The following is a 24613-nucleotide window of genomic DNA, read 5'->3' as shown; positions in this document are numbered from 1 at the left end:
TTGTGTCACCAGCGAAAAGAACAGTCTGCATTAGCCCTGATTAGGACGTGGCTAATATTTCTACTCAAAAATAAGCTTTCGCCTAAGCCAGCCTTCGCTATTTGCGAGGTGACAAAATCTGAAGATTGACGCTACGCTTCTGTCAACCAACGGGGAACGGAAATGAACAGCAGTGCGGAACTCGCGGTGGATGTGCGCAATGCCGTCAAGCGCTACGGAGATTTCACAGCCCTGCAGCAGATCTCTTTGGGAATCCGCGACAATGAGTTTTTTACCCTTCTGGGCCCGTCTGGCTGCGGGAAAACCACGCTCCTTAGGATGATCGCCGGTTTTGAGGATGTGACAGAAGGCGGGATATTTCTGTTCGGAGACGAGATCGAAAACCTGCCACCGCACAAGCGCCCGGTGAACACGGTGTTTCAGAACTACGCGCTGTTTCCCCATATGTCTGTGCTCGAAAACGTCGGATTTGGGCTGGAAATGAAAGGCAGCAGCCGCAAGGAAGCGGCAAAACGTGCTGGCGAAATGCTGGAGTTGGTGCAGTTGTCACAATTTGCGGGCCGCAAACCCGCACAGCTTTCAGGCGGACAGCAACAGCGCGTGGCGCTGGCCCGTGCGCTGGCACCCTCCCCCAAGGTTCTGCTGCTGGACGAGCCGCTGTCAGCGCTCGATCTGAAGCTGCGCAAGGCGATGCAGATCGAACTCAAGCACATTCAGCGCGAAACCGGGATCACCTTCATTTTCGTCACCCACGACCAGGAAGAAGCGCTGACAATGTCCGACCGCATCGCTGTGATGTCAGCAGGCGAGCTGCAGCAGTTGGGCGATGCACGCGCAATCTATGAAAAGCCGCGCAACATGTTTGTGGCTGACTTCATCGGCGACACCAACCTGCTCGAAGTATCTGTCGACAAGGTGACAAACGGGCGGGCCGAGTGCCGCATCAGCGGCGATCACGCGCTGAGCTGTGATGCCGTGGACGGTGTTGATGTGGGCGCAAGGGTGCACTTGTCCATTCGACCCGAAAGGCTGCTTTTGTCCGATCAGGGGATCGAAGGCAGCAGCCTGAAAGGCACAGTCGCCGAGAATATCTATATCGGTACAGACATCACCACGATCATGGATGTGGATGGCGGGCCTAAAATCACAGTGCGCACTTCCAATACAGAACGAGGAAATAAACGAATTTTCGAACCCGGCAGTCGGGCCTACGTCAATATGGAAACAGGTGCGGCGCGCCTGTTGGTTGACTGATGGCAGGCGGCGCGGCCCCGGGCGGCTCGACCGCGTCAGATACCTACGCCCGCGCGCGCCATTGGCTCTTGATGCCATCCTGGGCGGTTTTGGGTGTCTTTGTGCTCGCTCCGGTCTGCGTCATGGTGATCTATTCGTTCCTGACCAAGGAATTTCGCGGCGGGGTGATCTGGGATCCGACACTGGCCGCTTATGACCAGTTCTTTTTCGATCGCGGGCTTTTCGGCGATAGCGAACCGAAACTGCAATGGACTTATATCACCATATTCTGGCGCTCAATCTGGCAGGCAGGGCTGGCAACGATCCTGTCATTGCTGATCGGCTTTCCCACGGCCTACTATATCGCAACGCGCCCGGCCAAAACCCGAGCACTTTGGGTGTTCCTGATCACAATCCCCTATTGGGTGAACTTGCTGATCCGCACGGTTTCCATGAAATTCCTGCTCCGCGACGAAGGTCCGCTGAACGACTTTTTGCTGAACATCGGCCTGATCGCCGAGCCGCTGCAGATCATCAATACAAACCTCGCCGTGCAGCTGGGGCTGTTCTACAGCTATCTGCCATTCATGGTTTTGCCGATCTATGCGGCGGTTGAACGCTACAACTTTTCCATGTCCGAAGCCGCCGCTGATCTCTACGCCACCAAATGGACGACCCTGCGCCGCATCGTGCTGCCTGCGGTGCGGCCCGGGGTCATCGCCGGTTGCATCCTTGTCTTTGTACCCAGTCTTGGCGCCTTTCTTGCGCCTGACCTTCTGGGCGGTGCCAAGAACTTCATGATTGGCTCGTTGATCGAAGAGCAATTCAAAGGCAACGCGGGCAACTGGCCCTTTGGTGCGGCGGCCTCGATGATCCTGCTGAGCATGGTTCTGATCCTGTTGATGATCTTTGCCCATCAACAGCGCCGGGCGGAGGCTTCAGCATGAGCGCCAAGACGGATGTGAGGACCTATACCGGCTTTCGGTTCATGACCATTCTGTGTCTGGTCGTGCTCTATGCGCCCTTGATCGTTGTGACGGTCTATTCCTTCAACGCCTCGCGATCACTGACCGTCTGGGAGGGTCTGTCCCTGCGCTGGTACGCCGAAGTTTTCGTCGGCCCCGAAAGCGCCAAGTTCAAGCAGGCCGCTCTGAACTCCTTTTCGATCGCGCTGATCGCGGCGACATTGGCCACGGCGATTGCCACCGCGGCCGCCACCGCGATTGTCCGAGGCGGAAAATTCCGACTTCGGACCCCATCGCTGGGGCTGATAACCCTGCCAATCATGGTGCCAGAGATCGTACTCGCCGTGGCGACTTTGATCTTTTTCAATTCGATCGGGTTCACCCGTGGCTACATGACGATCCTTGTGGCCCATATCGCGTTTTGCATTCCCTTTGCCTACCTGCCGATCCAAGCCCGCATGCAAGGCATTGAAGACACCTACGAACATGCAGCGATGGATCTTTACGCAACGCGGGCACAGGCCTTTCGGCGCATTCTTTTGCCATTGATGATGCCCGGTATCATCTCTGGTTTCCTGCTGGCCTTCATTGTCAGCCTCGACGATTTCATCATCACCAATTTCGTGAAAGGGGCCGGTGTAGAAACCCTTCCCACAGCGATCTTTGGTTCGGTGAAACAAGGGCTAAAGCCCAACATCATGGCGATCTCAACGATGCTTCTGGGCTTCTCGATCGTGATGGTGACGCTGTCGTACTTCGTATCCAAGCGAAACAATACACAATAGAAACAGGGAGTTAAAAATGAAACTGTTAACATCATCCGCAATGGCCTTGGCGCTTCTTGCCAATTCAGCCGCCGCCGAAGGCGAGCTCGTTATCTATCACTGGTTTGAATACATGCCCGCGGAACTGCTGGAAAAGTTCGAGGCGGAAACCGGGATCAAGGTGACGATGGACACCTACGATTCCAACGAAGCGATGCTGGCCTCTTTGAAGGCGGGCGGCATGGGCACGTATGACGTTGCCGTGCCCGGCGATTATATGGTTCAGATCATGGCTGGCGAAGGCCTGCTCGACACGATTGCAGATGGCGAATTGACCAACAAGGGCAATATCGCGTCCGCATGGGCCGATCCTTCGTTCGATCCGGGCCGCAAGCATTCGATCCCCTATCAGTGGGGTTCCACCTCTTTCTCGGTAAACACCGAAGACTATGACGGCGAGATCAACACCACCGACCTGTTGTTCAACCCGCCCGAGGAACTTTCGGGCAAAATCAACATGCTCGACAGTCAGGGTGAAGTCATGGCGCTTGCCGCGTTGCACATGGGCTTTCCGCAGTGTGACACGGACCGCGACCGCCTGAGCGCTTTGAATGACATGCTTCAGAACGCCAAGACCCACTGGGCGTCGTTCAACTCGGACACCGCGAAAGAAGTTCTGTTGTCCGGTGACGTGTCTGTCGGCATGATTTATGACGGCTTCAGCGCCAAGGCGCGCGAAGAACGTGCCTCGATCACCTATGCCTTCCCGACGCAGGGCTATGTGGTCTGGATGGACAACGTCGTGCTTTTGAAGGACGCCCCCAACCGCGACAGTGCGATCAAGTTCATGGATTTCCTGCTTGAGCCGGAAAACATCGCCGCGGTTTCAAATTATGCGCGCTACGGATTGGGTGTGACAGGGGCCGAAGAGTTCCTCGATCCCGATCTTGCGACCCTGCCTGAGGCAAATCCACCGGAAACGGCAGGCGCCGGGGCGTTCATCGCCGTTTGCGATCAGGCAACTCAGGCGGTCTACGATCAGATCTGGACCAACCTCAAGAACTGATCTGCAGGCACAAAACCAGCGGCGGTCCCATCACGGGGCCGCCGTCTGTGATTGGAAGGACGGCTGATGGAAACGATCTTTACCGAGCGCCACGCGCTACGGAACGCCAAAACCGAATTGTATGGCGGACAGCTTGTAGAGCCGTTTGAACGCCCGTCCCGGGCCGAATACATCATCAACCGGGTCCGCGAAGTGGGTCTTGGGCCGGTTACAGAACCAGAGGATTTCGGACTGGACCCTATCCTTGCGGTCCATGACCAAACCTTTATCGATTTTCTAAAAGTTGCCTGGACAGACTGGCAGGCCGCCGGTTTTCAAGGCGAAGCGATGCCCACTGTCTGGCCTGCAAGGCGCATGTCGGCGCATATCCCCAACCATATCGAAGGACGCCTTGGATATTATGCACTGGCCTGTGAAACCTCGATTTCAGAAGGCACATGGGAGGCAGCCTACGCATCGGCGCAAGTCGCGCTGACCGGAGCCAAACGGATCTTGGACGGCGCAAATGCTGCCTTTTCGCTCTGCCGTCCACCGGGCCACCACGCGGCGATCGACATGTACGGCGGCTATTGCTTTGTGAACAACGCTGCCGTTGCCGCTCAGAGCTTTCTGGATCATGGCAGTAGCCGCGTTGCCATCCTTGATGTGGACTTTCACCACGGCAATGGAACACAGGACATCTTTGACGCCCGCGACGATGTGCTTTTCATTTCGATCCATGGCGATCCAATGGATGCCTTCCCGCATTTTCTGGGCCACGCCGATGAAACAGGCCATGGTGCCGGTGAAGGATACAATTTCAACTATCCCTTGCCGCCGAACACAGATTTCACCACCTGGCGCGCAGCGCTATCCAAAGCCTTGCACCAGATCCGGAGTTATGCGCCAGACCAGTTGATTGTCTCGCTGGGCGTGGACACCTTTGAGACGGACCCGATCAGCTTTTTCAAACTCAAATCCGAGGATTTCACCACCTATGGCGCGGATATCGCGGCGCTGAACCTGCCAACACTGTTTGTCATGGAGGGCGGCTATGACATCGCAGAAATCGGTGTGAACGCCGTGAATGTGCTGCAAGGGTTCGAGGGCCCGCCGTGACTATCGTAGAAGCGACAATATCTGACCTGCGCCTTGCCTTGGAACGCGGCGAGATCACCAGCGTCGGGCTTGTGACGGCCTATCTCGACCGGATCGAAAAATATGACAGAAACGGACCACGGTTGAACGCGGTCCCGGTCTTAAACCCCGATGCTCTGGCCGAAGCCGCGGCGTCAGACCAGCGCCGGGCCGAGGGGCGCATACGCAGCCCTTTGGACGGCATCCCCTACACTGCCAAGAACAGTTACAAGGTCAGGGGTCTGACAGTTGCGGCGGGGTCTCCGGCCTTTGCGGATCTGGTCGCCACGGACGATGCCTTTGCCATCGCACAATTACGCAGGGCCGGCGCGATCCTTTTGGGGCTAACCAACATGCCACCGATGGCCAATGGTGGTATGCAACGCGGGGTCTATGGGCGCGCGGAATCCCCCTACAACCCCGATTACCTAACGGCGGCCTTCGCCTCTGGGTCATCAAACGGATCCGGGAGTGCAACAGCCGCCAGCTTTGCCGCGTTCGGACTGGGTGAAGAAACATGGTCCAGCGGTCGGGCGCCAGCCTCGAACAATGCGCTGTGCGCATACACACCCAGCCGAGGGGTGATCTCGGTTCGTGGCAACTGGCCCTTGGTTCCAACGATGGATGTTGTGGTGCCGCACACACGCAGCATGGCCGATATGCTCGAAGTGCTCGACGTGCTGGTTGTAGATGATTCCAAAACACGCGGCGATTTCTGGCGTGCCCAACCCTGGGTGTCGCTGCCAAAGGCCTCGGACCTACGCCCTGCCTCTTACCCCGCGCTGGCGGCCGGATCGTTGAGCGGCAAACGCTTTGGCGTTCCGGCCATGTATATCAACGCCGATGCAGAGGCGGGCACCAGTGACAACCCTGGTATCGGCGGGCCTACGGGCCAGCGGATCAACACCAGGGCATCGGTCATCGCGCTTTGGCATGCTGCAAAATCGGCGCTTGAACAGGCCGGGGCGAGCGTTGTTGTGGTCGATTTTCCGATGGTCACGAACTACGAGGTTGATCGACCCGGCGCGCCAAAGATCAGCACGCGCGGCCTTCTGCCCGAAGGATTTTTGCACCATGAAATCACTGATCTCTCAGTCTGGGCTTGGGACGACTTTCTAAAGGCCAACGCGGATCCGAACTTTGCCCGATTGGCTGACATTGACGGCAGCCGGATTTTCCCAGCGCCCCCCGGCAGCCTGCCGGACCGCTACACGGGCTTCGAAGACGACATTGCCGACTATCCAGCCCACGCCCGCGCCCATCCACGCGATGATTTCGCCGATATCCCAACATTGGAAGGCGGTCTGCGCGGTCTTGAAAAAACGCGCCGCATCGATCTGGAGGACTGGATGGACGAACTGGGCCTCGATGCTGTCGTTTTCCCCGCTGTTGCAGACGTCGGCCCTGCGGACGCCGATACGAACCCAGTCTCTGCGGATCTGGCGTGGCGCAACGGAGTCTGGGTTGCAAACGGCAACCTCGCAATCCGCCACTTGGGCGTTCCAACCGTGACTGTGCCGATGGGCACCATGGATGACATTGGCATGCCCGTCGGGTTGACCTTTGCCGGACGCGCCTATTCGGATGTTGCGCTATTGGAACTGGCCTGCGCATTCGAGGCGACAGGCCCCTACCGCACAGCACCGCCTGACCTGCCATGAGGCTGGCCCTTTTTCAGATGAATTCGGTCGATCGGAGTGTTCCCGATACAGTCGCTCTTTGTGATCAGGCCTGCGCCCAAGCCAAGGCCGGCGGGGCAGATCTGATCGTCTTTCCGGAAATGGCGCTGTCCGGCTACAACATTGGCCGTGATCGCATCCACCAACTGGCCGAGCCAGCGGACGGGCCGATGGTACAAAGCCTGATTGAAATGGCCCGGCGGCATGATCTGGCCGTGCTCTGCGGCTTTCCCGAAAGACATGGCGACAGGGTTTATAACGCCGCTGCCTTGGTGGATTGCTCCGGCGAGGTGCTTTCGATTTGCCGCAAGACACATCTGTTTGGCGATGTTGACCGCGCAGCGTTCAGCGCTGCTGAGTGTCTTTGCCCGCTGGTTCAATTCAAAGGTTGGTCTTTGGGGCTCGCCATTTGCTATGACATAGAATTCCCGGAACTTGTGCGGACATACGCGTTGCAGGGTGCCGAGGCCATCTTGGTTCCGACCGCAAATATGGCCCCCTATATCGGGGTCGCGACCCGCATGGTTCCGACGCGCGCCGAAGAAAATGAAATCTATATGGCTTATGCCAATCGTGTCGGCAGCGAAGGCGCATTTGACTATTGCGGGCTGTCCTGCGTCGCAGGACCTGACGGGCAGGACGTCGCCCGCGCGGGGACGGGCCAAGAGATGATCTTTGCCGATCTGTCAAAGACGCACCTGTCGAATGTACGCAGCGCCCTATCGCACTTGCGTGATCGCAGAGCCGATCTTTACCGGTAGCTCACAACGAAGTTGCGGTGCCGCAGCCGGTCCTCAGAAACCGCACTTGTCGCGCAAAAAGGCCAGCGCTACGCCCAGACCGTCTGGCGCTATGCCGTGGCCGGTGCCTTTCATGACGTGGGCATAGACTTCTTTCCAACCCGCTTTTTGCAGGGCTTCGGCCGCTTCAGGCAAGGATTGTGGGGGAACCACGTCATCCTGATCGCCGTGAACCAGCAGGATTGGTGGACGGCTGACCACTTCGTCTTCAAGCAGTTCCGGCGCGAGCAGGCGGCCCGAAAAGGCAACAATGCCCGCAATTTCGTCTTCGCGGCGCGGGGCCACATGCAGGCTCATCATGGTGCCTTGCGAAAAGCCGACCAGTGCCACCTGCTCGGGCAGCAGGTCCTCGTCCACCATGAGAGCATCGAGAAAGGCATTCAGGTCATCGACCGCGCGCGCCATGCCGGCCATGCTTTCTTCTTCGGACGAGCCGTCGATCCAAGGGATCGGAAACCATTGAAAGCCCATAGGTGCGCCAGCACAGGCCTCGGGCGCATCCGGCGCCACAAAGAGCGTATCGGGCAGATGCTCTGAGAGCGGGTCAGCAAGACCGAGTAGATCTGCGCCATTGGCACCATAGCCATGCAGAAAAACCACGCAGGATCGGGTTTCACCCGAAGCAGCGGCCTTCCGGCCAGTATTCAAAACGCGCGTCATAAGGTGCCCTCTCGCTGTTTTATGACATGGTAGTAGGCCCAGAGCGTACGCGCCGCAACCGATCTCCATGGGCTCCAGTCCTGCGCCATGCGCCGTAGAGCCTTTTCCTTTGGTCGTTCAGGCATCTCAAACAGAATACGCGCGCCTTCCTGCAAGGCCAGATCACCGGGCGCAAAAACGTCTGCCCGGCCAAGACTGAACATCGCGTAGATTTCGGCGGTCCAGACCCCGATGCCCTTTACAGCGGTCAGCGTCGCAATGACCTGTTCGGTGGGCGCAGCGCGCAGTGCATCAAAATCGATTGCCGCCTCGGCCAACGCCCGGGCATAGGCTGCCTTTTGCCGGCTCAGGCCCAGCGCCCGCAAGTCTTCTTCGGATGTCTGCAAAATCGGCTGTGCCTCGGTCATCCGGGCATCTTCCAGTTTGGTCCAGATCGCCCGCGCCGAAGCCACGCTGACCTGCTGGCTGACGATGGCCTGCAAAAGCTGGGCAAACCCGTCCGGCCGCAACCGCAATGGCAATGGGCCTGTGGCCTCAAGCGCAGCGGCAAAACGCGGGTGTGTCTTGGACAGCCAGTCTACGCCTTCGGAGACGCAGGCATCTGATTTGATGATCCGACCTACTGCCTGCTCAGCCATTCCAAAGCCTCTTCGACTGTTTCGACCCGCGGCCCTACCGGGCGTCTGGGCCGCTCTACCATCGCAACCGGCAAACCCAATTGCCGGGCGGCCGCCAGCTTGGGCCAGCCCCCGGTTCCGCCTGCATTGCGCAGCAGCAACCAGTCAATCCGCTTCTTGCGCAAAAAGGCAATTTCCTGCGCAACGGAGAATGGGCCCTGCCCCGTGCAGTATTGCCCGCACCGCACCGGCGGCAAAGTCTGAGGCCCACCACTGGCGATCCTGCGGATCAATAAATGTGCCCGCAAGCCGTGCAGCTCTTTCAGAGCAGCGCGCCCCATAGTTACAAGGACGCGGGCACCATCGGGCACAACATGTCTGGCCTGCGCGGCGCTTTGCAGTGCAACCCAGCGATCGCGGCGATTTGCACGCCATTCCGGGCGCACCAGCTGTAGATAGGGCAAGCCTGCCTGACCCGCGGCACGCAGCGCGGCACGCGCAACACGCAAATCGCACGGATGAGCCGCCTCAATCACCGCAGTGGCCCCCTGCGCCCGCAGCCAGTCCGGGCAAACCGGGCCGTGGCTGACAGCTCCCGGCCAGACACGCTGCACGCGCTCGGCTTCGGGCAGGCGAACAATCGCCTGCGGCAAGCGCTGCGCCAGCGCATGCGCTTCGGCTGCGCCGCCAATGATAACCGGACAATTCATGCCCCTGCTTACGATGGCGGGCCGCGCTATGCCACAGTGCTTTAGGCCCAAAGCATAAGCCTGCGATGCTCTGGCCTCTTGCAGTGCCGGTTCGACAGGAATACGCCTTGCGCATGACTGATCAAACCGCCCCGTCCGTCCAGCCTGCGCAATCCAAGCGCAATGTCGCCATCCTCGTTGCCGCGCAGGCAATTCTGGGCGCCCAGATGCCACTGGTCTTTACCATCAGCGGGCTGGCCGGTCAGGCCCTGACGACGAACCTTTGCTTTGCAACTTTGCCGATTTCGTTGATCGTAATCGGATCTATGCTGACCGCGACGCCGTTGTCATGGTTCATGCAGCGGGCGGGCCGCTCCGCAGGGTTTGCGGTCGGCGCACTGGGTGGTGCTCTTGGCGGGGCCATCTGTGCCTATGCGCTTTATATCGCGTCTTTCCCGGTCTTTCTGCTGGGCTCGCTTTGTACCGGTATCTATATGTCGGCACAGGGTTTTTACCGGTTCGCTGCGGCAGACACCGCATCCGATGAATTTCGCCCCAAGGCCATTTCCTACGTCATGGCGGGCGGGCTGGCCTCTGCGATCATCGGGCCGCAACTGGTCAAACTGAGCCAAGGAGCCATAGATCACCCCAGCGCATTGGTGTCGGGTTTCGCGGGCGCCTACATGATGGTTGTGGTTCTGAACGTCGTCGGATCGTCCCTGTTCGTGTTCCTGCGCATCCCCAAGCCACCCGTGCCTTCCGAGGATGCCCCTGCAGGTCGCACCCGGTGGGAGTTGATTACAACGCCAAGGATCGCCGTCGCCGTGATCTGCGCCATGGTATCCTATGCGCTCATGAACCTCGTGATGACCTCGACCCCACTGGCCGTGGTGGGATGCGGCTTCGAAAAAGGTGATGCCGCCGATGTCGTGACGGCGCATGTGCTCGCGATGTTTGCACCATCATTCTTTACCGGTCATTTGATCGCGCGCTTTGGCGTCGAACGGATTGTTGGCGCCGGGCTGGTTATCCTTGCCGCATCCGGAGCGGTGGCCTTGTCCGGCGTTGCGCTGGAAAACTTCTTTGTGGCGCTGATCCTGCTTGGGTTTGGTTGGAACTTTGGCTTTATTGGCGCGACTGCGATGCTCGCCAGCGCCCATGCGCCACATGAACGCGGACGCATGCAGGGCTTGAACGACCTGCTGGTATTTGGCGGCGTAACCATTGCATCGCTTGCGTCTGGCGGATTGATGAATTGCTCGGGCGGCACACCGCAGGCGGGCTGGACCGCTGTAAACCTTGCCATGATCCCGTTTCTGGCACTTGCCGGCGCGGCGTTGATCTGGCTGGCCTTGCGCCCCAAGGACATTGCGCTCAACAACTGAGACATCCACCATTTTGACATCGGCCCAGGCTTATTCGCTGCGCTTTCCCGACATGAAATTGCCGTATCAACATTTTAGGACCCCCGGTGCCAAAACGGGCGTTTCGTGCCAGAATACCGGCGCACCGAACGACCAAACGCTGCGCGCCGCCAAGAATTGAGGGAACCATGAGCATCAAAACCGTTCAGACACAGCCCATTGAAGGCCAAAAACCCGGAACCTCGGGCCTGCGCAAGAAAACCCCGGTTTTCATGCAGACCAATTATCTGGAAAACTTCGTGCAGGCGATTTGGAACGGCACGGGCGGCGCAGCTGGTAAGACCTATGTGCTTGGCGGTGACGGACGCTATTTCAACACACAAGCGGCGCAGACCATCCTGCGCATGGCCGCTGCCAGTGGCGCCGCCAAGGTGATCGTTGGACAGAATGCCCTGCTTTCCACCCCGGCCGCGTCCAACCTGATCCGCAAGCGCAAAGCTGATGGCGGGATCATCCTGTCGGCCAGCCACAACCCCGGCGGCCCAACCGAAGATTTCGGTGTAAAATACAACGCATCCAATGGCGGCCCGGCGCCAGAAGGCATGACGCAGGCCATTTTCGAGGCAACCGAGACACTGGAAAGCTACCTGATCCTCGATGCGCCGGATGTGGACCTGTCCAAGATCGGACAGAGCGCGCTTGGCGATATGCAGATCGAAGTGGTCGATCCGGTCAGCGACTATCAGGATCTGATGCAGAGCCTGTTCGACTTTGACGCGATCCGCGCCTTGTTCGCATCGGGATTTCGCATGCGGTTTGATGCCATGCATGCGATCACCGGCCCCTATGCCAAAGCCATTATCGAAGACACGCTCGGGGCCGCGCCCGGTTCGGTGGTGAATGCGATCCCCTCAGAGGACTTTGGCGGCGGCCATCCGGATCCCAACCCGATCTGGGCCAAAGACCTGATGCAAACCATGTTCTCAGACGATGCGCCCGACTTTGGCGCGGCCTCGGATGGCGACGGCGATCGCAACATGATCGTCGGCAAGAATGCCTATGTCACCCCGTCTGACAGTCTGGCCGTGCTGGCCGCCAATGCCACGATGGTTCCCGCCTATGCGGGCGGTTTGAACGGGGTTGCCCGCTCAATGCCAACCTCGGGAGCGGTCGACCGGGTGGCTGAACATCTGGGTGTGGATTGTTTCGAAACACCAACAGGTTGGAAGTTTTTCGGCAACCTGCTGGATGCCGGACGCGCCACCCTGTGCGGAGAAGAAAGCGCGGGAACCGGCAGCGATCACGTACGCGAAAAAGACGGGCTTTGGGCCGTGCTCTTCTGGCTGAACGTGCTGGCCGAACGCGGAGCTTCGGTTCAGGAAGTCCTGCGCGATCACTGGGGCCGGTTTGGCCGGAACTACTATTCCCGGCATGACTATGAAGCCGTCGACAGCGCGGCGGCCCACGCGCTTATGGATGACCTGCGGTCCCGATTGAGCGCCCTGCCCGGCTCAACAGCCGCGGGCCTGACGGTCATCAGCGCAGACGAGTTTGCCTATGATGATCCGGTGGACGGCTCGCGCAGCGAAGGTCAGGGATTGCGGATCGGTTTGGAAGGCGGAGGCCGCATCGTGCTGCGCCTGTCCGGTACAGGGACCGAAGGCGCCACCCTCAGGGTCTATCTGGAGCGTCTGGAATCCGAGCCATCTGCACTCGAAGATGACCCTCAGGCGGCCTTGGCGGATATTATTGCCGCTGCCGACGCTCTGGCAGGCATTTCTGCCAGAACCGGACGCGCGGCACCCGATGTTGTGACCTGAGACTGGTTTCGCCTTGCCTGCGGCAAGCCGACCGACTGGGGGGCCAGCCCCCCAGACCCCCCGGGATATTTCAGGCACAAAGAAGCCCCGGTCTTAGCGGAACCATGTGTCCCAGCCTTCGAGATAGTATTCGAGTAGGGCATGGGTCTGGATTGTATTGATCTCAGCCTCAACGCGGCTGGTATCCCCATCGAAGACCTGCGCCATTTGCCAGACATCCGGTGTCAGGAAACGCAAGCCATCGGGCAGAGCCAACTGACGCTCTGCGAGTGGGGAAAAACTGGCCATGGAAAAGCCCCAGTCGCCAAAGCTGGGCAAATACACGTGGTATGGCAGAACCGACAGGCCAGCGCCCGGCGAGACCGGGTTGCGAGTTGTCTCCAGCGTGTTCACGATTGACCAATAGGCCTGACGGGCAAAAAGTGGCGAGCCCGACTGCGTGACCAGCAATCCTGTGGATGACAGCCGTTCGACCAGAAGATGGTAAAAGCTGCGGCTGTAGAGTTTGGACAGAGCGAGATTTTTAGGATCCGGCAGGTCCAGAATGATCACGTCATAGCTGTCTTGCGCTGTTTCGATGTATCGCCATGCATCCATGTTCGTGATCGAGACACGCGGATCAGAGAGCGCGCGATCATTCAAGAGCGACAGTTCTGGATGGTCGCGGAAAAGCGCGGTTACACGCGGGTCAAGGTCGACCAGCGTGACCGTTTCGACGTCGCTGTACCGAAGAACTTCGCGCGCGGCCATCCCATCGCCGCCACCGAGGATGAGGATATTGTTGCGACGCGGCGCGCGGGCCATGGCCGGATGCACCAGCGCTTCGTGATAGCGATGCTCATCGCGGCTGTCGAATTGAATGGAGTGGTCCAGAAACAGGCGCACCCGACCCTGAAAGCGCGTGACGGTAATTTGTTGATAAGGCGTTGCTTCGGAGAAGATCACATCGTCTTCGAACAGCTGGACCTCGGCGATGGACACCAGTCGTTCTGATTGAACCAGCGCGAGCGCGGATACGGCAAGCGCCGCGCCCCATAGCCCCCATTGCATTCGAGAGGCCTGTTCCCGGAACAACCAAAGCGACAGCCCTGCAACCGCGAGGTTCAGGCAGCCAAAGAACAGACTGGCGGACATCAGACCAAGGTGAGGGATCACCAGCAGAGGAAAGGCCAGTGACGCCACCAAAGCGCCGACGTAGTCCACGCTGAGAACATTTTCGAAACGGAATTCCGGCGCTCCGATTTCCTTGAGCACCCGCGCGATCAGCGGGATTTCCATTCCCGACAACACTCCGACAGCAATCAGCATGCCATAGAGCGCCAAGGCCACGTCACCTGTCCATGCGTAAGTAAAAAACAGAACCGGTGCCATGAAACCGCCCAGCACACCCAGTGCCAGTTGGGCCCATATGAAACCCGGCATAGCCCGCTGGATGAAACGCGATGCCCATGCGCCCAGCCCCATGGCAGACAGGAATACCCCGATCACAAGACTGAACTGTCGCACGCTATCGCCCAGCAAATAGCTGGAGACCGTGGCCGCGATCAGTTCGTAGATCAGGCCTGCAACCGCAATGATAAACGTTGCGGCCAGCAACCAGATCTCGCGCATACGGGCGTGCCCGGCGCCGTTTTGCTGCGCCGTGTCCGTTTCCGTCACGATGTGATCACGGCTCCGATGATCAGGGCAAGCGAGATAAAGACCGATCCGATCAGCACTGCGAGAGCAACGTTCTGATCTTCTTCGATCTCCTTGACGACCGAAAAATGCGCCATGCGGTTGATGAGCCACCAGCACAGTCCCATGAGTACAACGCCCAAGAGCGTGTAAAACACGGTGCTGACGATTTCGGCGAATTGAATGGTGATATAGGCGTCCATGTTGCCCCCTTTTTGGCGTTACTTGATGCGGCCTCCGCCGACGAATGTGCCGCCCGATCCGGCGCGCACGGAACGATCCAGATCAAAGCTCTCTCCACCGGCACCGTGATAGCCGACATAGGCTGTCGCTGCGATGGCCGTTGTGGCGAAGACGATGAAAACTATGCGAACGAAGCTCATGTCAATCATCGCTCCAGTCGCTGTGCGCCCAACGGCGACGGTTGTGAATGAAACGGCCCGCACCGAACAAAGCGGCAAACAAGGCAAATCCAATCGCCAGCAGATAGAGATACCAGCCGGATGCCATGCCCGTTCGTGCACTGACCTCGACACGCGACGCATCGCGCCCGCCTGATCCCCATGTCCCCTGCTCCACTGCGCTGAGCGTCAGGGTGTAAGTGCCGGGAACGGTGGGCAGAAAGTACAGTGATGCGCTGCGATTGCCTTCGGTCCAACTGCCATCCGCATCAGTCCCGAAGTAATACTCCATGGTTCGCCCCGCCTCGAACAGCAATTCGTCATTGGGATCATAGAGTTCCAGATCCACGTAGGCCCAACTGTTCGACACATTGGACGACAGGTAGATCCCGGCCAGCCTGCGCTTTGGATCGGTGATCTCAATAGACACGTCGCGTGGCAGTTGGCTAAAGCCGACCGTTACTGGGTCAAGGACCGTCCGGCCGGGCCAAAACGACAACAGCACAGCCAGCACCAATGCAACCGCCGCAAACGTCAGACTGGCACGCGTCAGAAACCGGGTTTCGCTCCAGCCTTTGTAGGGCTGCACAGCATGAACGCCGCGGGGGCTGAGCGCCTCCGGATCGAGCCCGAAAGCCGCCAGCGTCTCGGGCCCATCAAGATAGGTAATCCTGTGAATTTCCCGTTCCTGTCCGGTCTGTGCAAAATCCAGCATGGCGCCATCGGAAATGGCCGAAACCGAGGTGGTTTGCTCCCCCTTGCTCGGAGACCAGGTGAATTCACCTTCCGCAAAGATCACAGAGCTGGTCGAGGTCTGGAGGTATTTGAACGACTCGCCGTTCATAGAGACCTTTGGCGGCGTTTCGGCCGTTTCCACCCAGCGGGTTCCGATCCAAAGATTGCTGCGCACACCGCGCACACGGCGCGCAAAGGTCAGGTGCCCGTCTTCCAGCGTCAGCCAAGCATATCCATGGGTCGCCGAATAAAGTTGGTGATCCACCCATTCCCAGCTTTTGCCGGCCCAGGTTTCGCGATGTGCCAGAATTCCAACGACCGTCCACTGCACATCGTGCAGCGTTCCGTGGCTGCCTAGGGCAAAGGGCGTGTCGGGACGTTCGACATTGGAAAACTTGCGAAGCGCCTTGTAACCATCAAGCGCGTCAAGTTCGGTGCCGCAATAGGGACAGATGTGCGTGGTCACTCGGCCACCGCCCAGAATATCCAACCCCGCCCCGCAGGCGGTGCAATCAATCGCGCCTAATGTGGGTGCACGGCTCATGTATCGACCCTCACCACCACATCGAAGGGATCAAACCAGTATCCAACATACCAGCTTTGACCGCCCTCCCAGAACTCACCGGACAATAGCTCACCGCCCGGCCCGGACGCATTGAGAAACGTGTAGGTTTCGCCGACTTCCAGTTGCTCACCGAATGAGCCACGCAAAGCCACGCATTCGGCTGTATCTGCTTCGGTCACCTGCCAGTCGTCGTCGCGATAGCGAAAGGGTGTTCCGACCCGGGCGGTGCGTGCAACGCGCGGCCAGAAATCCTTGGCGATCGGATATTGAAGAACAACGTCTCCCTCATCGACGGAAACCCAGCAGCCGCGCTGGTCTTCGTCGAAGCCCCAGTATTCATCCCACCAGCCGCGACCGTAGGAAAACCGCGCGTGACCGGTGATCTGAATCAGCGCCTTTCCCAGACGCACGGCGTCACCGACACCGAAAAGCGCCGGACCATCATGCATCTGTCCGGCATTGCCCGCATCATGCAACTGTGCCCCGTCCACATAGAGCGTGGTTCCGCAAGACGGACAGGTCAGCATGGTGATGTGCCTGATCTGATCTGGCACGCGGTCACCGCAATTGGGGCAGTTGTGATCGCTCATAGTGATGAAATCGCAAGTTGCGCGTCGAAGTTCAACGGCGAAATGATTGGTACATACGACAAGTCAGGTAATCCTGCCTCGTGAAACGTGTTAGGGCGCTTCGATGGAAATCGACAGGTAATAATAACGATCGTCCCCTCCGTCGTAGATCGAGCGGGTCAGGTAGGACAACCCAAGCTCGGGCAACCACATCAATTCATCAATGTCGCCATTCCCGTACCGGACGTCAATTGGGATGGCAGCGTACTCGCACGCGCCGAAACTGACCCCCGTTTCCTGCCCGAAACTGTAGAGTTCTGTCTCACTGCTCGGCTGACCATTTTCGGTCAGGACATACTCGGCCGAGTAGGTCGAGCCAGCTTTGGGCAACGGCAGTTCACCGGGTGGCATCGCATAGGCATAGGTGGACCGCGTGGCCAAGTCGAGCGCGCCGCTTTCATCTATGTCTACGACTTCCAAAAGATACAGGCCCCGCGCCAACAGGACCCGCGTGACCGGGTCATCCCCGATGAAATAGATGGATTGAAGACTGCTCTCTCCGAAGGTCGTAAAGACCTCTGCATCACCACCACTGACCTCGAACCGGATACCGGTGGAAAGATCATTCGCGGTTGGACAGGCCGCAATTGCGGCAGAAGGTGCGGCCAACAAAGCCAGTCCGATCAACGGGCGCATGACGGAAATCCCTTTGGAAAATACCTAACCCAGTGAAAGCTGTTCTGCACGACGGGTCAAGAAATTTGAACAAGAAAGGCTTAATGTTTTAGATTAAGTAAATTCCTCAAATTAATGTTTTTATTTAACTTTAATGTTTTTTCCTTTGGCCAATGGTGCGTAATCACATCGGTAAGGTTTGATGTCCAGCAAAGGCGTTTGGTCCAAACAGTCCAACCCACGAACCGTAACACGGCAGCCTTCAGCCCGGATCAATCGAACAACAGAGGTGCCAATCGGGTTCGGCCTGAGCGGAGAGCGCAGTGAAAAGGTGCCTCTGAAAACCCCGTCCTGTCCGGGGTTCTGTGTTAACAGATCCCGACGTGCCCGGTGCAGCCAATAGAGCACTTCAATCCGGTCAAACCCCTCCAGCCCAAGCAAAGCGGGCGCGTAGTCTGACTTCAGAACCAGCGTGCACTCCGGCCCCTCTTCACTGCCCTGTCGTGGGCAATCGGCGCGCTCCGGAAAGGGCGTTTCGATGTGTCCTATGAACCGGAGCGCAGCGTCATCATCAGGCGCAATGGCCAGCCTTTGTTCGCCCGGTCTCAGCGCATCTTCCTGCGACATCTGTTTCCTTTCGCAACCTGCCTCAGGCTATGCTGGTTTCGAACACAGGGAAAGCATTGCGCAGCTCAGATGCTCAACCCAGCGTTTCGCGCAACACGCCAGCCGCCGGAACCGTGCCCGCCTCGCAGTCAATAGACTGGCCCGAATAGTTGAACCAAAACCGCTCGGCCCCTGTGTCGCGTCGCCTCAGTCCCTCTGGCATCACCGTGACTTCCAGACCGGCTTGCGCGCAAAGGTCTGCCACGAGGCGGTCCAACCCGGCTTCGTCCAGCCATGCGCCATTATAAGTGACCGACCCTGCGCGCACCGCAACGGTTGTCCCATCTTGCAAAGACAGCACCGGTTGCGCGGTGCCTTCCAGCGTTTCCAGCCAATTCTGCACGGATCCGCCCCCTTCCAGTGGGCGCGGCAGATCCGGTCGCAATGTTTCAAGTCGCGCCACCAGTGTGTCCAACCCATTCCATCCGGGCGGCAGCGGCGTCGGGATCGAGAAATGCGCATCGCGTGCCGCGCTGCGCGGCCCGATCAGGATCTGTGCCCCACTGTTGTTCAAGGCCTCTTTCAGCGGGTCGGGCATGTGCATCATGCCCGGTGCAAGGATCAAATCATATCCCTCAAGTCCCGTGGCATCTGGCGGCAGAATATCCACGGATAAGCCAGCCCGCCGCAACGCACAATAATGATCGAAAACAAGACCAAAATAGCTCAGACCCTGCCCTTGCGGCTGTACATTCCACGACCATTCAGCCGCATAATCGAAGATCAAACCGACATTTGATTGCACTATTTCAACATTTTTAGCATTTTTCAGCTCTATGGCGACCTGCGCTGCTTCATCGGCACCCGGAGCGTTTTCACTATCCGGCCGCAACAAGCCTGCGTGCAACTGTTCCTGCGCAAACGGCGCCTGACGCCAGCGGAAATACAGGACCGCCTCAGCGCCATGTGCAAAGGCCTCCCATGTCCAAAGCCGCACCATGCCGGGCAAGGGCGCTGGATTGTAGGGCGCCCAGTTCACCGGGCCTGGCTGTTGTTCCATGACCCAAAGACGTGGCTTTGCACCGTTTGATCCGGCGCGGCCAACCGCGCGATAGAGATCATGGTGGAACGCCTGAAAATCCGGATCGCCCTGCCGCGCATAGGCCCGCTGTGCCTGTTCACTCGCCCCGACCCGATCTTCCAGAAAGCCCAGCGGATAGCTGTCCCAGCTCGAGATTTCGAGATCAGCGCCAACCGCAAAGTGATCAAAGTCCGTCACGCGGCCCATGTAGTTGTGGGCAATTGGGGCCGTGGTGTATTCCCGGATGATTTCGACCTGCGCCCGGTTGAACCGGACCACCTGCTCGGAGCTGAACCGCCGAAAAGCCAGCGCATGTGCGGGGTTTGGCTCGGTCACTGTCAGGTTTGGCAAATCGATATCGTCAAAATCCCGATATTCCATCGACCAGAACACATTGCCCCAAGCGGTGTTCAGAGCCTCGATGTCACCCGCGTTTCCCTCTTGCGCCGGAAACTGCACACGCAGCCAGTCTCGAAACGCTTCGCGTGCGGCTTGCGAATAGGAAATGACGGTGTCGTGGCAACCGTATTCATTGTCCGTCTGCCAAGCAGCAACACAAGGGTTTTGGCCGTAGCGTTCGGCCAGCATGCGCACGATGCGGCGCGATTCCTGCAGATAGCCGCTGTGAGAGAAACAGTAGTGGCGGCGCGATCCAAATCCGCGCGTTTGCCCCTGTGCATCCACTGCCAGCATGTCCGGGTGCTTGTCCACGACCCAGCGCGGCGGCGTTGCGGTTGGAGTGCCCAGCACGACTTTAAGGCCCGCCTGCCCCAGAATGTCGATCGCGCGATCCAGCCAGTCCCAATCAAAGGCACCGGGCTCTGGTTCGATCCGGGACCAGGCAAATTCACCGATACGCACCCATGTCAGGCCAAGCTGCGCCATGCGCTGCGCATCGCTGGACCAGATCGTTTCATCCCAATGCTCGGGGTAGTAGCAGCAGCCCAGAGTCCGTTCCATTGTCGCATCCTTTGATCTTGGAATGAGAATAGCCTGACGGCGGCGTTCAGGCCCATTGATTTGTGTGACCGGCTCAGCTGGGTCTGTGGCTACAGAATAACCCGATGTTCGGCCTGCCCGCGAAAGGTGGTTTCATAGCCAAAGGTCTGCCCGGCCTGCTGTTCACAATCAGGCGCGCCAACCGCTGCACTGGTCGCAAAAAGCGTGCTCAGATGCGTCCCACCAAAACAAGGGCAACTGATCTGGCTGGCGGGAAAGGCGTAGGCCTGCGCAAACTGACCTTCAGCATTATACCGCGCCACACGCTCGGCACCCCACTGTGCATTCCAGAAGTTGCCATCAGCGTCCACGACGGCCCCGTCCGGATTGAGGCCGTCGGCATTCAGATCCAGCCAGTTCTCCGGATCGCCGGTTGGCCATCCCTCGTTGTCCAATGCCACCCGTTTGATGACGCGCGTTGGCGTATCCGTGAAATAGGCATGGCGACCGTCCGGGGAAAAGCAAATCGCGTTCGATACGGTGATCGCGGCATAGAGTTTGCGCAAAGTGCCACGATAGTAGCGGTAGATTGCGCCTGCGCCGGGTTCGAGGTTGTAACCCATGGTGCCAATCCAGAACCCACCATAAGGGTCTGCCCGCCCGTCATTGGAGCGGGTCACCGGATCATCGGCCTCAAGCGGCAGCAAGTGCGTTTCAGCGCCACTTTCCAGATCGAATGTGATCAGGTCCCGCGCTGTCGCGATCAAAAGCCGGTTTTTGTCCAACCATCCAGCCGCCGAAACGCAGCGATCAAAAGCCCACTGGCGTTGGCCGGACGGGGCATTTTCAAACAGGGTTTTCCCTAGAATATCGAACCAGAACAGGCTTTGGCGTTCCGGATGCCACAAAGCGCCCTCACCCAGTTGGCAGCGCGTATCCGAGACAACAAAGGCCGTCATGCGACCGCTGCGTCGTAGGCTGCAACCATATCACGGGCGCGGGCCAGAACGTCTTCGCGCGACCGGCCCGGTACGTAAAGCCCTGTGCCAATGCCAAAACCTGTCACTCCGGCCTCAAACCATTGGGCGAAATTTTCAGGCCCTACACCGCCAACGGCGTAGGTTTTGGTTTCCGGAGGCAACACGGCACGCATGGCCTTGATCCCGCTGGTTCCGACCAATCCGGCCGGAAAGAACTTGAGTCCGTCTGCGCCATTGCGCAGCGCGGCAAAGGCTTCGGTCGGGGTCATGACGCCGGGGTAGCTGGCCATACCCGCCTGCTTGGTCGCAACGATCACGCGCGGGTTCATATCCGGGCTGACCACCATCTGAGCCCCAATTTGCCCCAGCCGCAGAACGTCGTCCGGCGAAAGCACCGTTCCGGCTCCAATCATCCCGGACCCATTGGCCACGGCCAGCATCGCCGCGATGGAATCGAAGGGATCCGGTGAGTTCAGCGGCACTTCGATCTTGTCAAAGCCAGCCTCCAGCAACCCTTCGGCCATGGCGGGAGCTTCTTGTGGGGTGATGCCGCGCAGGATCGCGATGATCTCGCGGCTCATGTGACGATTTCCTGCAAGGAGGCGCGCGCCGCCTTGAGACCTTCAAGGGTCATGCGCTCGGCGTCTGCCAGCGTCACCGGCACACCCTGCGCCTGCAGAGCGCCACAATAGGCATTCGCAATGCCACGTGCACCCAGAACGGCAATGTTCTGACCCAGCCAGTAGGGTCGCGCAGCGGCCAACTCCATACCAATCAGCAGACCCGACAACCGAGACCGCGCGACGGCGGGATCGAGATTGTCCAGCAGGGATTCGGCCCGCAGGGCAAATAGATCTGACGCAACACCCGCCGGACGGCCCATGGCGTGGCTGACGGCGGCAAGGAAGGCGTCGTTTTCCCAACCGTCTTCGTTGACTGAGTGACGAAGCACGGATTGTTCAGACAAAAGCGCAAACATCTCACCGGTCAAATAAGTACGGAAGCTGACAATCTCGCCTGCGCTGACTTGTACCCACTTCGTATGCGTGCCCGGCAGACAGATAATGCCGTCAAAATCCTTGTTCAGCGCCAGAAACCCAGCAACCTGAGTTTCCTCGCCGCGCATCACATCCGCCGGGCTGGTCTGTTTTACCCCCGGAAGGATATGCACCAGCAGTTTTCCATCGCGCACCGGGGCGCGCACGGCCTCGGCGGCTGAGGGCGGTGTGCAGGGTGCTGTCGCATAAGGCGCTTCGGCCCAGCCCTGCCGGCTGCCAGCCATTCCACATGCAAAAACGCGCAGAACATCGCCCTGGGGCTCTTGTGGCAGCTCGGCGATCAGCTTTTTCAGCGCGGGTTCAAACCCATCCCGGGTCAGACCACCCATGCCATCGGCGCTGTGAACCTTGGCCAATACATCGCTGCCGCGCAGGTGCCACAGCCGCATGTGCGATGTGCCCCAGTCTACCGCGATCCAGTCTTCCGACGCCATGGCGCCCCCCTATCCTGCCACCGTGACAACGCCGCCGTCGACGGCGATGCATTGCCCGGTCATCATCCGGCTGGCCTTGGACGCAAGGAACAAGGTTGCCTCAACGATGTCCTGTTCGACCAAATGCTCCTTAAGGCATTGGCGTTCCAGATGCCCGGCCAGTGCCTCGGGCGTCGCCCATTTGTCTTTTTGCTTTTGCGTGAGCACCCAGCCGGGTGCAAGCGCGTTTACACGAACGCCGTCAGAGCCAAATTCCCGTGCAAGGCTGCGCGTCATGGCAGTGATAGCGCCATTCGCAGCGGTGTAAGATGCGTAACCGGCGTTGCCCATCATGTAAGAGATCGAGCTGAAGTTCACGATCGCACCGCCGCCTGCCTGCTTCATGCCTTCCAGAACGGATTGACAGGCAAAGAAGTAGGCCTTGAGGTTGATCGCCTGAGACCAGTCCCAGAAGCTTTCGTCCACTTCGAGCGTCGCATGACGCTGATCATTGGCAGCGTTGTTGACCAGAACCGTCACAGGCCCGTGGGCCTCTGCCGCCTGTCCAACAGCCGCCTTCAGCGCCGCTACGTCGGTGATGTCACAAGGGATGAACAGCGGACGGCTGCCATGCTTTGCTTCCATTTCATCGCAAAATGCGCTGGCGTCGGACCGCTGAACAAAAGCCACTTTCGCACCTTGCTGCAAAAATCCGTCTGTCAAAGCGGCGCCAATGCCAGAGCCGCCTCCGGTGACAAAGGCCGAGGCCTCTTTGAGGTCGTGGAACGTACTGTGCATTATGCTGCTTTCTTGTTTGAACGTGCCCAGGCCGGAACCCAGTCACCATGCGCTGCGAGCAGATCGCTCACAAGGCTTCGGATCTGCCGCAAGTCAAGCTCGGCGGCGGTGTGAGGATCCATCATGGCGGCGTGATAGAGGTGCTCGGGCGCTTCATCCACCAAGGCCCGAACTGTCAATTCCTGCACGTTGATCTGGCTGCGCATAAGCGCGGTCAGCTGCGGTGGCACATCATCGACGACCGATGGCTGAATGCCATTGGCATCCACGAGACAAGGCGTTTCGACAGCCGCGCCTGTTGGCAGCTGCGGCATCTGTCCCCGGTTCGGCAAGTTGCCATAGATGGTGTAGGGCGTGTTGGTGATCATGGCGTTCATGATCTCTGCGCCAAATTCATGGCTCTTTTCATGCGCGACCTGCGCGGCTCCTTTAAGCGCTTCGGCCTGTTCGGCCCATTCTGCACGCTGTTCAATGCACCGTTTGGGATATTCATCCAGCGGGATGTTGAAGGTTTCAATCAGGTCTTCGCGGCCATCCTTGATGAACCAAGGCACATATTCGGCCAGATGTTCGGACGACTCCGTACAGAAATACCCAAGGTGATCCATCACTTCGTAACGCACCGTATTGGCGCAACGCGGCATCAACAACGGCGGCTTGGGCAAGCGGCCTTCGGCGTAGCCACGGCGCAGGTCCGGATAGATGTCCCGGCCCTGATGTTTGAAATCGAGGAAAAAGGCGACGTGGTTCACACCCGCAACACGATAGGTGAATTCGTGTTTCGGCAATTCCAGATCATGCGCGATTTCTTCAACCGTGTTTTGCACCGAATGGCACAAACCCACCTGTTTGATGTGCGGATAGCGTTCCGCCAGCGCCCATGTGTTGATTGCCATCGGGTTTACATACTGCAGCAGCAAAGCATCCGGGCACAGTGCTGCCATATCCTCTGCAACGGCCCAGAGATGCGGAACCGTGCGCAGACCGCGCATGATACCGCCAATGCCCAGTGTGTCCCCGATGGTCTGGCGCAGGCCGTAGCGGCTTGGGATTTCAAAATCCGTCACCGTGCAGGGCTCGTACCCGCCGATCTGGAAGGCCGTGACTACAAAATCGGCGCCATCCAAAGCCGCACGGCGATCTTGTGTGGCTGTCACGGTCGCACCCGTGCCCATGGTGGCGATCATGGCGCGCAGCAGCGTCGCGCTTTCTTCCAGGCGCTGCGCATCAATATCCATAAGGGCAAAGTCTGCGTTGCGAAGGCTTTCGAAGTGCAGGCAATCGCCAAGGATGTTTTTCATGAAGATCGTGGAGCCCGCTCCGATAAAGGCGATCTTTGTCAT

At 58.9% G+C, this 24613-nt stretch carries 25 protein-coding genes; 9 read left to right on the top strand and 16 right to left on the bottom strand.

What is annotated here, in order from left to right; translation table 11 throughout:
• The first annotated feature begins 162 nt into the window (after nucleotides 1–162).
• The 7 genes from PFY00_RS14600 to PFY00_RS14570 all read left to right on the top strand — a co-directional run bounded on the left by PFY00_RS14600 (nucleotide 163) and on the right by PFY00_RS14570 (nucleotide 7584).
• On the top strand, nucleotides 163–1254 hold the full coding sequence (locus PFY00_RS14600) for an ABC transporter ATP-binding protein (protein ID WP_271433318.1): 1092 nt from the start codon (nucleotides 163–165) through the stop codon (nucleotides 1252–1254).
• Nucleotides 1254–2180: an ABC transporter permease gene (locus tag PFY00_RS14595; protein ID WP_271433317.1), complete on the top strand. Its 927-nt coding sequence runs from the start codon at nucleotides 1254–1256 to the stop codon at nucleotides 2178–2180. The genes PFY00_RS14600 and PFY00_RS14595 overlap by 1 nt, the downstream gene beginning before the upstream one ends.
• Nucleotides 2177–2983, top strand: a complete 807-nt coding sequence (locus PFY00_RS14590) for an ABC transporter permease (protein WP_271433316.1) — start codon at nucleotides 2177–2179, stop codon at nucleotides 2981–2983. The genes PFY00_RS14595 and PFY00_RS14590 overlap by 4 nt, the downstream gene beginning before the upstream one ends.
• Before the next feature lie 16 nt (nucleotides 2984–2999).
• Nucleotides 3000–4028, top strand: a complete 1029-nt coding sequence (locus PFY00_RS14585; protein ID WP_271433315.1) for an extracellular solute-binding protein — start codon at nucleotides 3000–3002, stop codon at nucleotides 4026–4028.
• Nucleotides 4029–4094: 66 nt separating this feature from the next.
• On the top strand, nucleotides 4095–5126 hold the full coding sequence (locus tag PFY00_RS14580) for a histone deacetylase family protein (RefSeq protein WP_271433314.1): 1032 nt from the start codon (nucleotides 4095–4097) through the stop codon (nucleotides 5124–5126).
• The gene (locus PFY00_RS14575) at nucleotides 5123–6805 is read left to right on the top strand and encodes an amidase (RefSeq protein ID WP_271433313.1); all 1683 of its coding nucleotides are present in this window, start codon (nucleotides 5123–5125) and stop codon (nucleotides 6803–6805) included. Before PFY00_RS14580 ends, PFY00_RS14575 begins: the two co-directional genes overlap by 4 nt.
• A complete protein-coding gene (locus PFY00_RS14570; protein ID WP_271433312.1) occupies nucleotides 6802–7584 on the top strand; it encodes a carbon-nitrogen hydrolase family protein in 783 nt (260 codons plus the stop codon). The genes PFY00_RS14575 and PFY00_RS14570 overlap by 4 nt, the downstream gene beginning before the upstream one ends.
• A gap of 33 nt (nucleotides 7585–7617) precedes the next feature.
• Here PFY00_RS14570 and PFY00_RS14565 read toward each other — a convergent pair whose 3' ends face one another.
• The 3 genes from PFY00_RS14565 to PFY00_RS14555 are packed head-to-tail and all read right to left on the bottom strand — an operon-like array spanning nucleotide 7618 to nucleotide 9610.
• Nucleotides 7618–8283: an alpha/beta hydrolase gene (locus tag PFY00_RS14565; protein WP_271433311.1), complete on the bottom strand. Its 666-nt coding sequence runs from the start codon at nucleotides 8281–8283 to the stop codon at nucleotides 7618–7620.
• Complete coding sequence (locus PFY00_RS14560; protein WP_271433310.1) at nucleotides 8280–8921, bottom strand: DNA-3-methyladenine glycosylase family protein; 642 nt, start codon at nucleotides 8919–8921, stop codon at nucleotides 8280–8282. Before PFY00_RS14560 ends, PFY00_RS14565 begins: the two co-directional genes overlap by 4 nt.
• Nucleotides 8903–9610, bottom strand: a complete 708-nt coding sequence (locus tag PFY00_RS14555) for a precorrin-6A/cobalt-precorrin-6A reductase (protein ID WP_271433309.1) — start codon at nucleotides 9608–9610, stop codon at nucleotides 8903–8905. The genes PFY00_RS14560 and PFY00_RS14555 overlap by 19 nt, the downstream gene beginning before the upstream one ends.
• Before the next feature lie 113 nt (nucleotides 9611–9723).
• On the opposite strand from PFY00_RS14555, the gene PFY00_RS14550 reads away from it, so the two are divergent.
• A complete protein-coding gene (locus tag PFY00_RS14550) occupies nucleotides 9724–10974 on the top strand; it encodes an MFS transporter (protein WP_271433308.1) in 1251 nt (416 codons plus the stop codon).
• 167 nt (nucleotides 10975–11141) lie between these two features.
• The gene (locus PFY00_RS14545; protein WP_271433307.1) at nucleotides 11142–12773 is read left to right on the top strand and encodes an alpha-D-glucose phosphate-specific phosphoglucomutase; all 1632 of its coding nucleotides are present in this window, start codon (nucleotides 11142–11144) and stop codon (nucleotides 12771–12773) included.
• Between the two features lie 93 nt (nucleotides 12774–12866).
• Here PFY00_RS14545 and PFY00_RS14540 read toward each other — a convergent pair whose 3' ends face one another.
• The 13 genes from PFY00_RS14540 to melA all read right to left on the bottom strand — a co-directional run bounded on the left by PFY00_RS14540 (nucleotide 12867) and on the right by melA (nucleotide 24613).
• Entirely contained in the window at nucleotides 12867–14432 is a 1566-nt protein-coding gene (locus tag PFY00_RS14540; RefSeq protein ID WP_271433306.1) for a polyamine aminopropyltransferase, read from the bottom strand.
• Nucleotides 14429–14653 carry a DUF350 domain-containing protein gene (locus PFY00_RS14535; RefSeq protein ID WP_271433305.1) on the bottom strand — a complete coding sequence of 75 codons (225 nt, stop codon included), beginning with the start codon at nucleotides 14651–14653 and terminating at the stop codon, nucleotides 14429–14431. Before PFY00_RS14535 ends, PFY00_RS14540 begins: the two co-directional genes overlap by 4 nt.
• Nucleotides 14654–14671: 18 nt before the next feature.
• The gene (locus tag PFY00_RS14530) at nucleotides 14672–14833 is read right to left on the bottom strand and encodes a hypothetical protein (RefSeq protein WP_271433304.1); all 162 of its coding nucleotides are present in this window, start codon (nucleotides 14831–14833) and stop codon (nucleotides 14672–14674) included.
• Between the two features lies 1 nt (nucleotide 14834).
• Nucleotides 14835–16130, bottom strand: a complete 1296-nt coding sequence (locus PFY00_RS14525; protein ID WP_271433303.1) for a DUF4178 domain-containing protein — start codon at nucleotides 16128–16130, stop codon at nucleotides 14835–14837.
• Nucleotides 16127–16741 carry a DUF4178 domain-containing protein gene (locus PFY00_RS14520; protein ID WP_271433302.1) on the bottom strand — a complete coding sequence of 205 codons (615 nt, stop codon included), beginning with the start codon at nucleotides 16739–16741 and terminating at the stop codon, nucleotides 16127–16129. Before PFY00_RS14520 ends, PFY00_RS14525 begins: the two co-directional genes overlap by 4 nt.
• Nucleotides 16742–16831: 90 nt before the next feature.
• Entirely contained in the window at nucleotides 16832–17416 is a 585-nt protein-coding gene (locus tag PFY00_RS14515) for a hypothetical protein (protein ID WP_271433301.1), read from the bottom strand.
• Nucleotides 17417–17536: 120 nt separating this feature from the next.
• Nucleotides 17537–18022 (bottom strand): tRNA (N6-threonylcarbamoyladenosine(37)-N6)-methyltransferase TrmO, encoded by a 486-nt coding sequence (tsaA, locus tag PFY00_RS14510; protein ID WP_271433300.1) that lies wholly within the window; start codon nucleotides 18020–18022, stop codon nucleotides 17537–17539.
• 73 nt (nucleotides 18023–18095) lie between these two features.
• Complete coding sequence (locus tag PFY00_RS14505; RefSeq protein ID WP_271433299.1) at nucleotides 18096–20042, bottom strand: beta-galactosidase; 1947 nt, start codon at nucleotides 20040–20042, stop codon at nucleotides 18096–18098.
• An 89-nt stretch (nucleotides 20043–20131) separates the two neighbouring features.
• Nucleotides 20132–20980 (bottom strand): SMP-30/gluconolactonase/LRE family protein, encoded by an 849-nt coding sequence (locus PFY00_RS14500; protein ID WP_271433298.1) that lies wholly within the window; start codon nucleotides 20978–20980, stop codon nucleotides 20132–20134.
• Complete coding sequence (locus tag PFY00_RS14495) at nucleotides 20977–21582, bottom strand: 2-dehydro-3-deoxy-6-phosphogalactonate aldolase (RefSeq protein WP_271433297.1); 606 nt, start codon at nucleotides 21580–21582, stop codon at nucleotides 20977–20979. Before PFY00_RS14495 ends, PFY00_RS14500 begins: the two co-directional genes overlap by 4 nt.
• Complete coding sequence (locus PFY00_RS14490) at nucleotides 21579–22493, bottom strand: 2-dehydro-3-deoxygalactonokinase (RefSeq protein WP_271433296.1); 915 nt, start codon at nucleotides 22491–22493, stop codon at nucleotides 21579–21581. The genes PFY00_RS14495 and PFY00_RS14490 overlap by 4 nt, the downstream gene beginning before the upstream one ends.
• Before the next feature lie 9 nt (nucleotides 22494–22502).
• Nucleotides 22503–23270: an SDR family NAD(P)-dependent oxidoreductase gene (locus tag PFY00_RS14485; RefSeq protein WP_271433295.1), complete on the bottom strand. Its 768-nt coding sequence runs from the start codon at nucleotides 23268–23270 to the stop codon at nucleotides 22503–22505.
• Entirely contained in the window at nucleotides 23270–24613 is a 1344-nt protein-coding gene (gene melA / locus PFY00_RS14480) for an alpha-glucosidase/alpha-galactosidase (protein ID WP_271433294.1), read from the bottom strand. The genes PFY00_RS14485 and melA overlap by 1 nt, the downstream gene beginning before the upstream one ends.

The sequence above is a fragment of the Thalassococcus lentus genome (assembly GCF_028023555.1).
Taxonomy (GTDB): domain Bacteria; phylum Pseudomonadota; class Alphaproteobacteria; order Rhodobacterales; family Rhodobacteraceae; genus Thalassococcus_A; species Thalassococcus_A lentus.
Note: the sequence above shows the minus strand (reverse complement) of the source record. Positions and strands in the feature narration are given on the sequence as shown.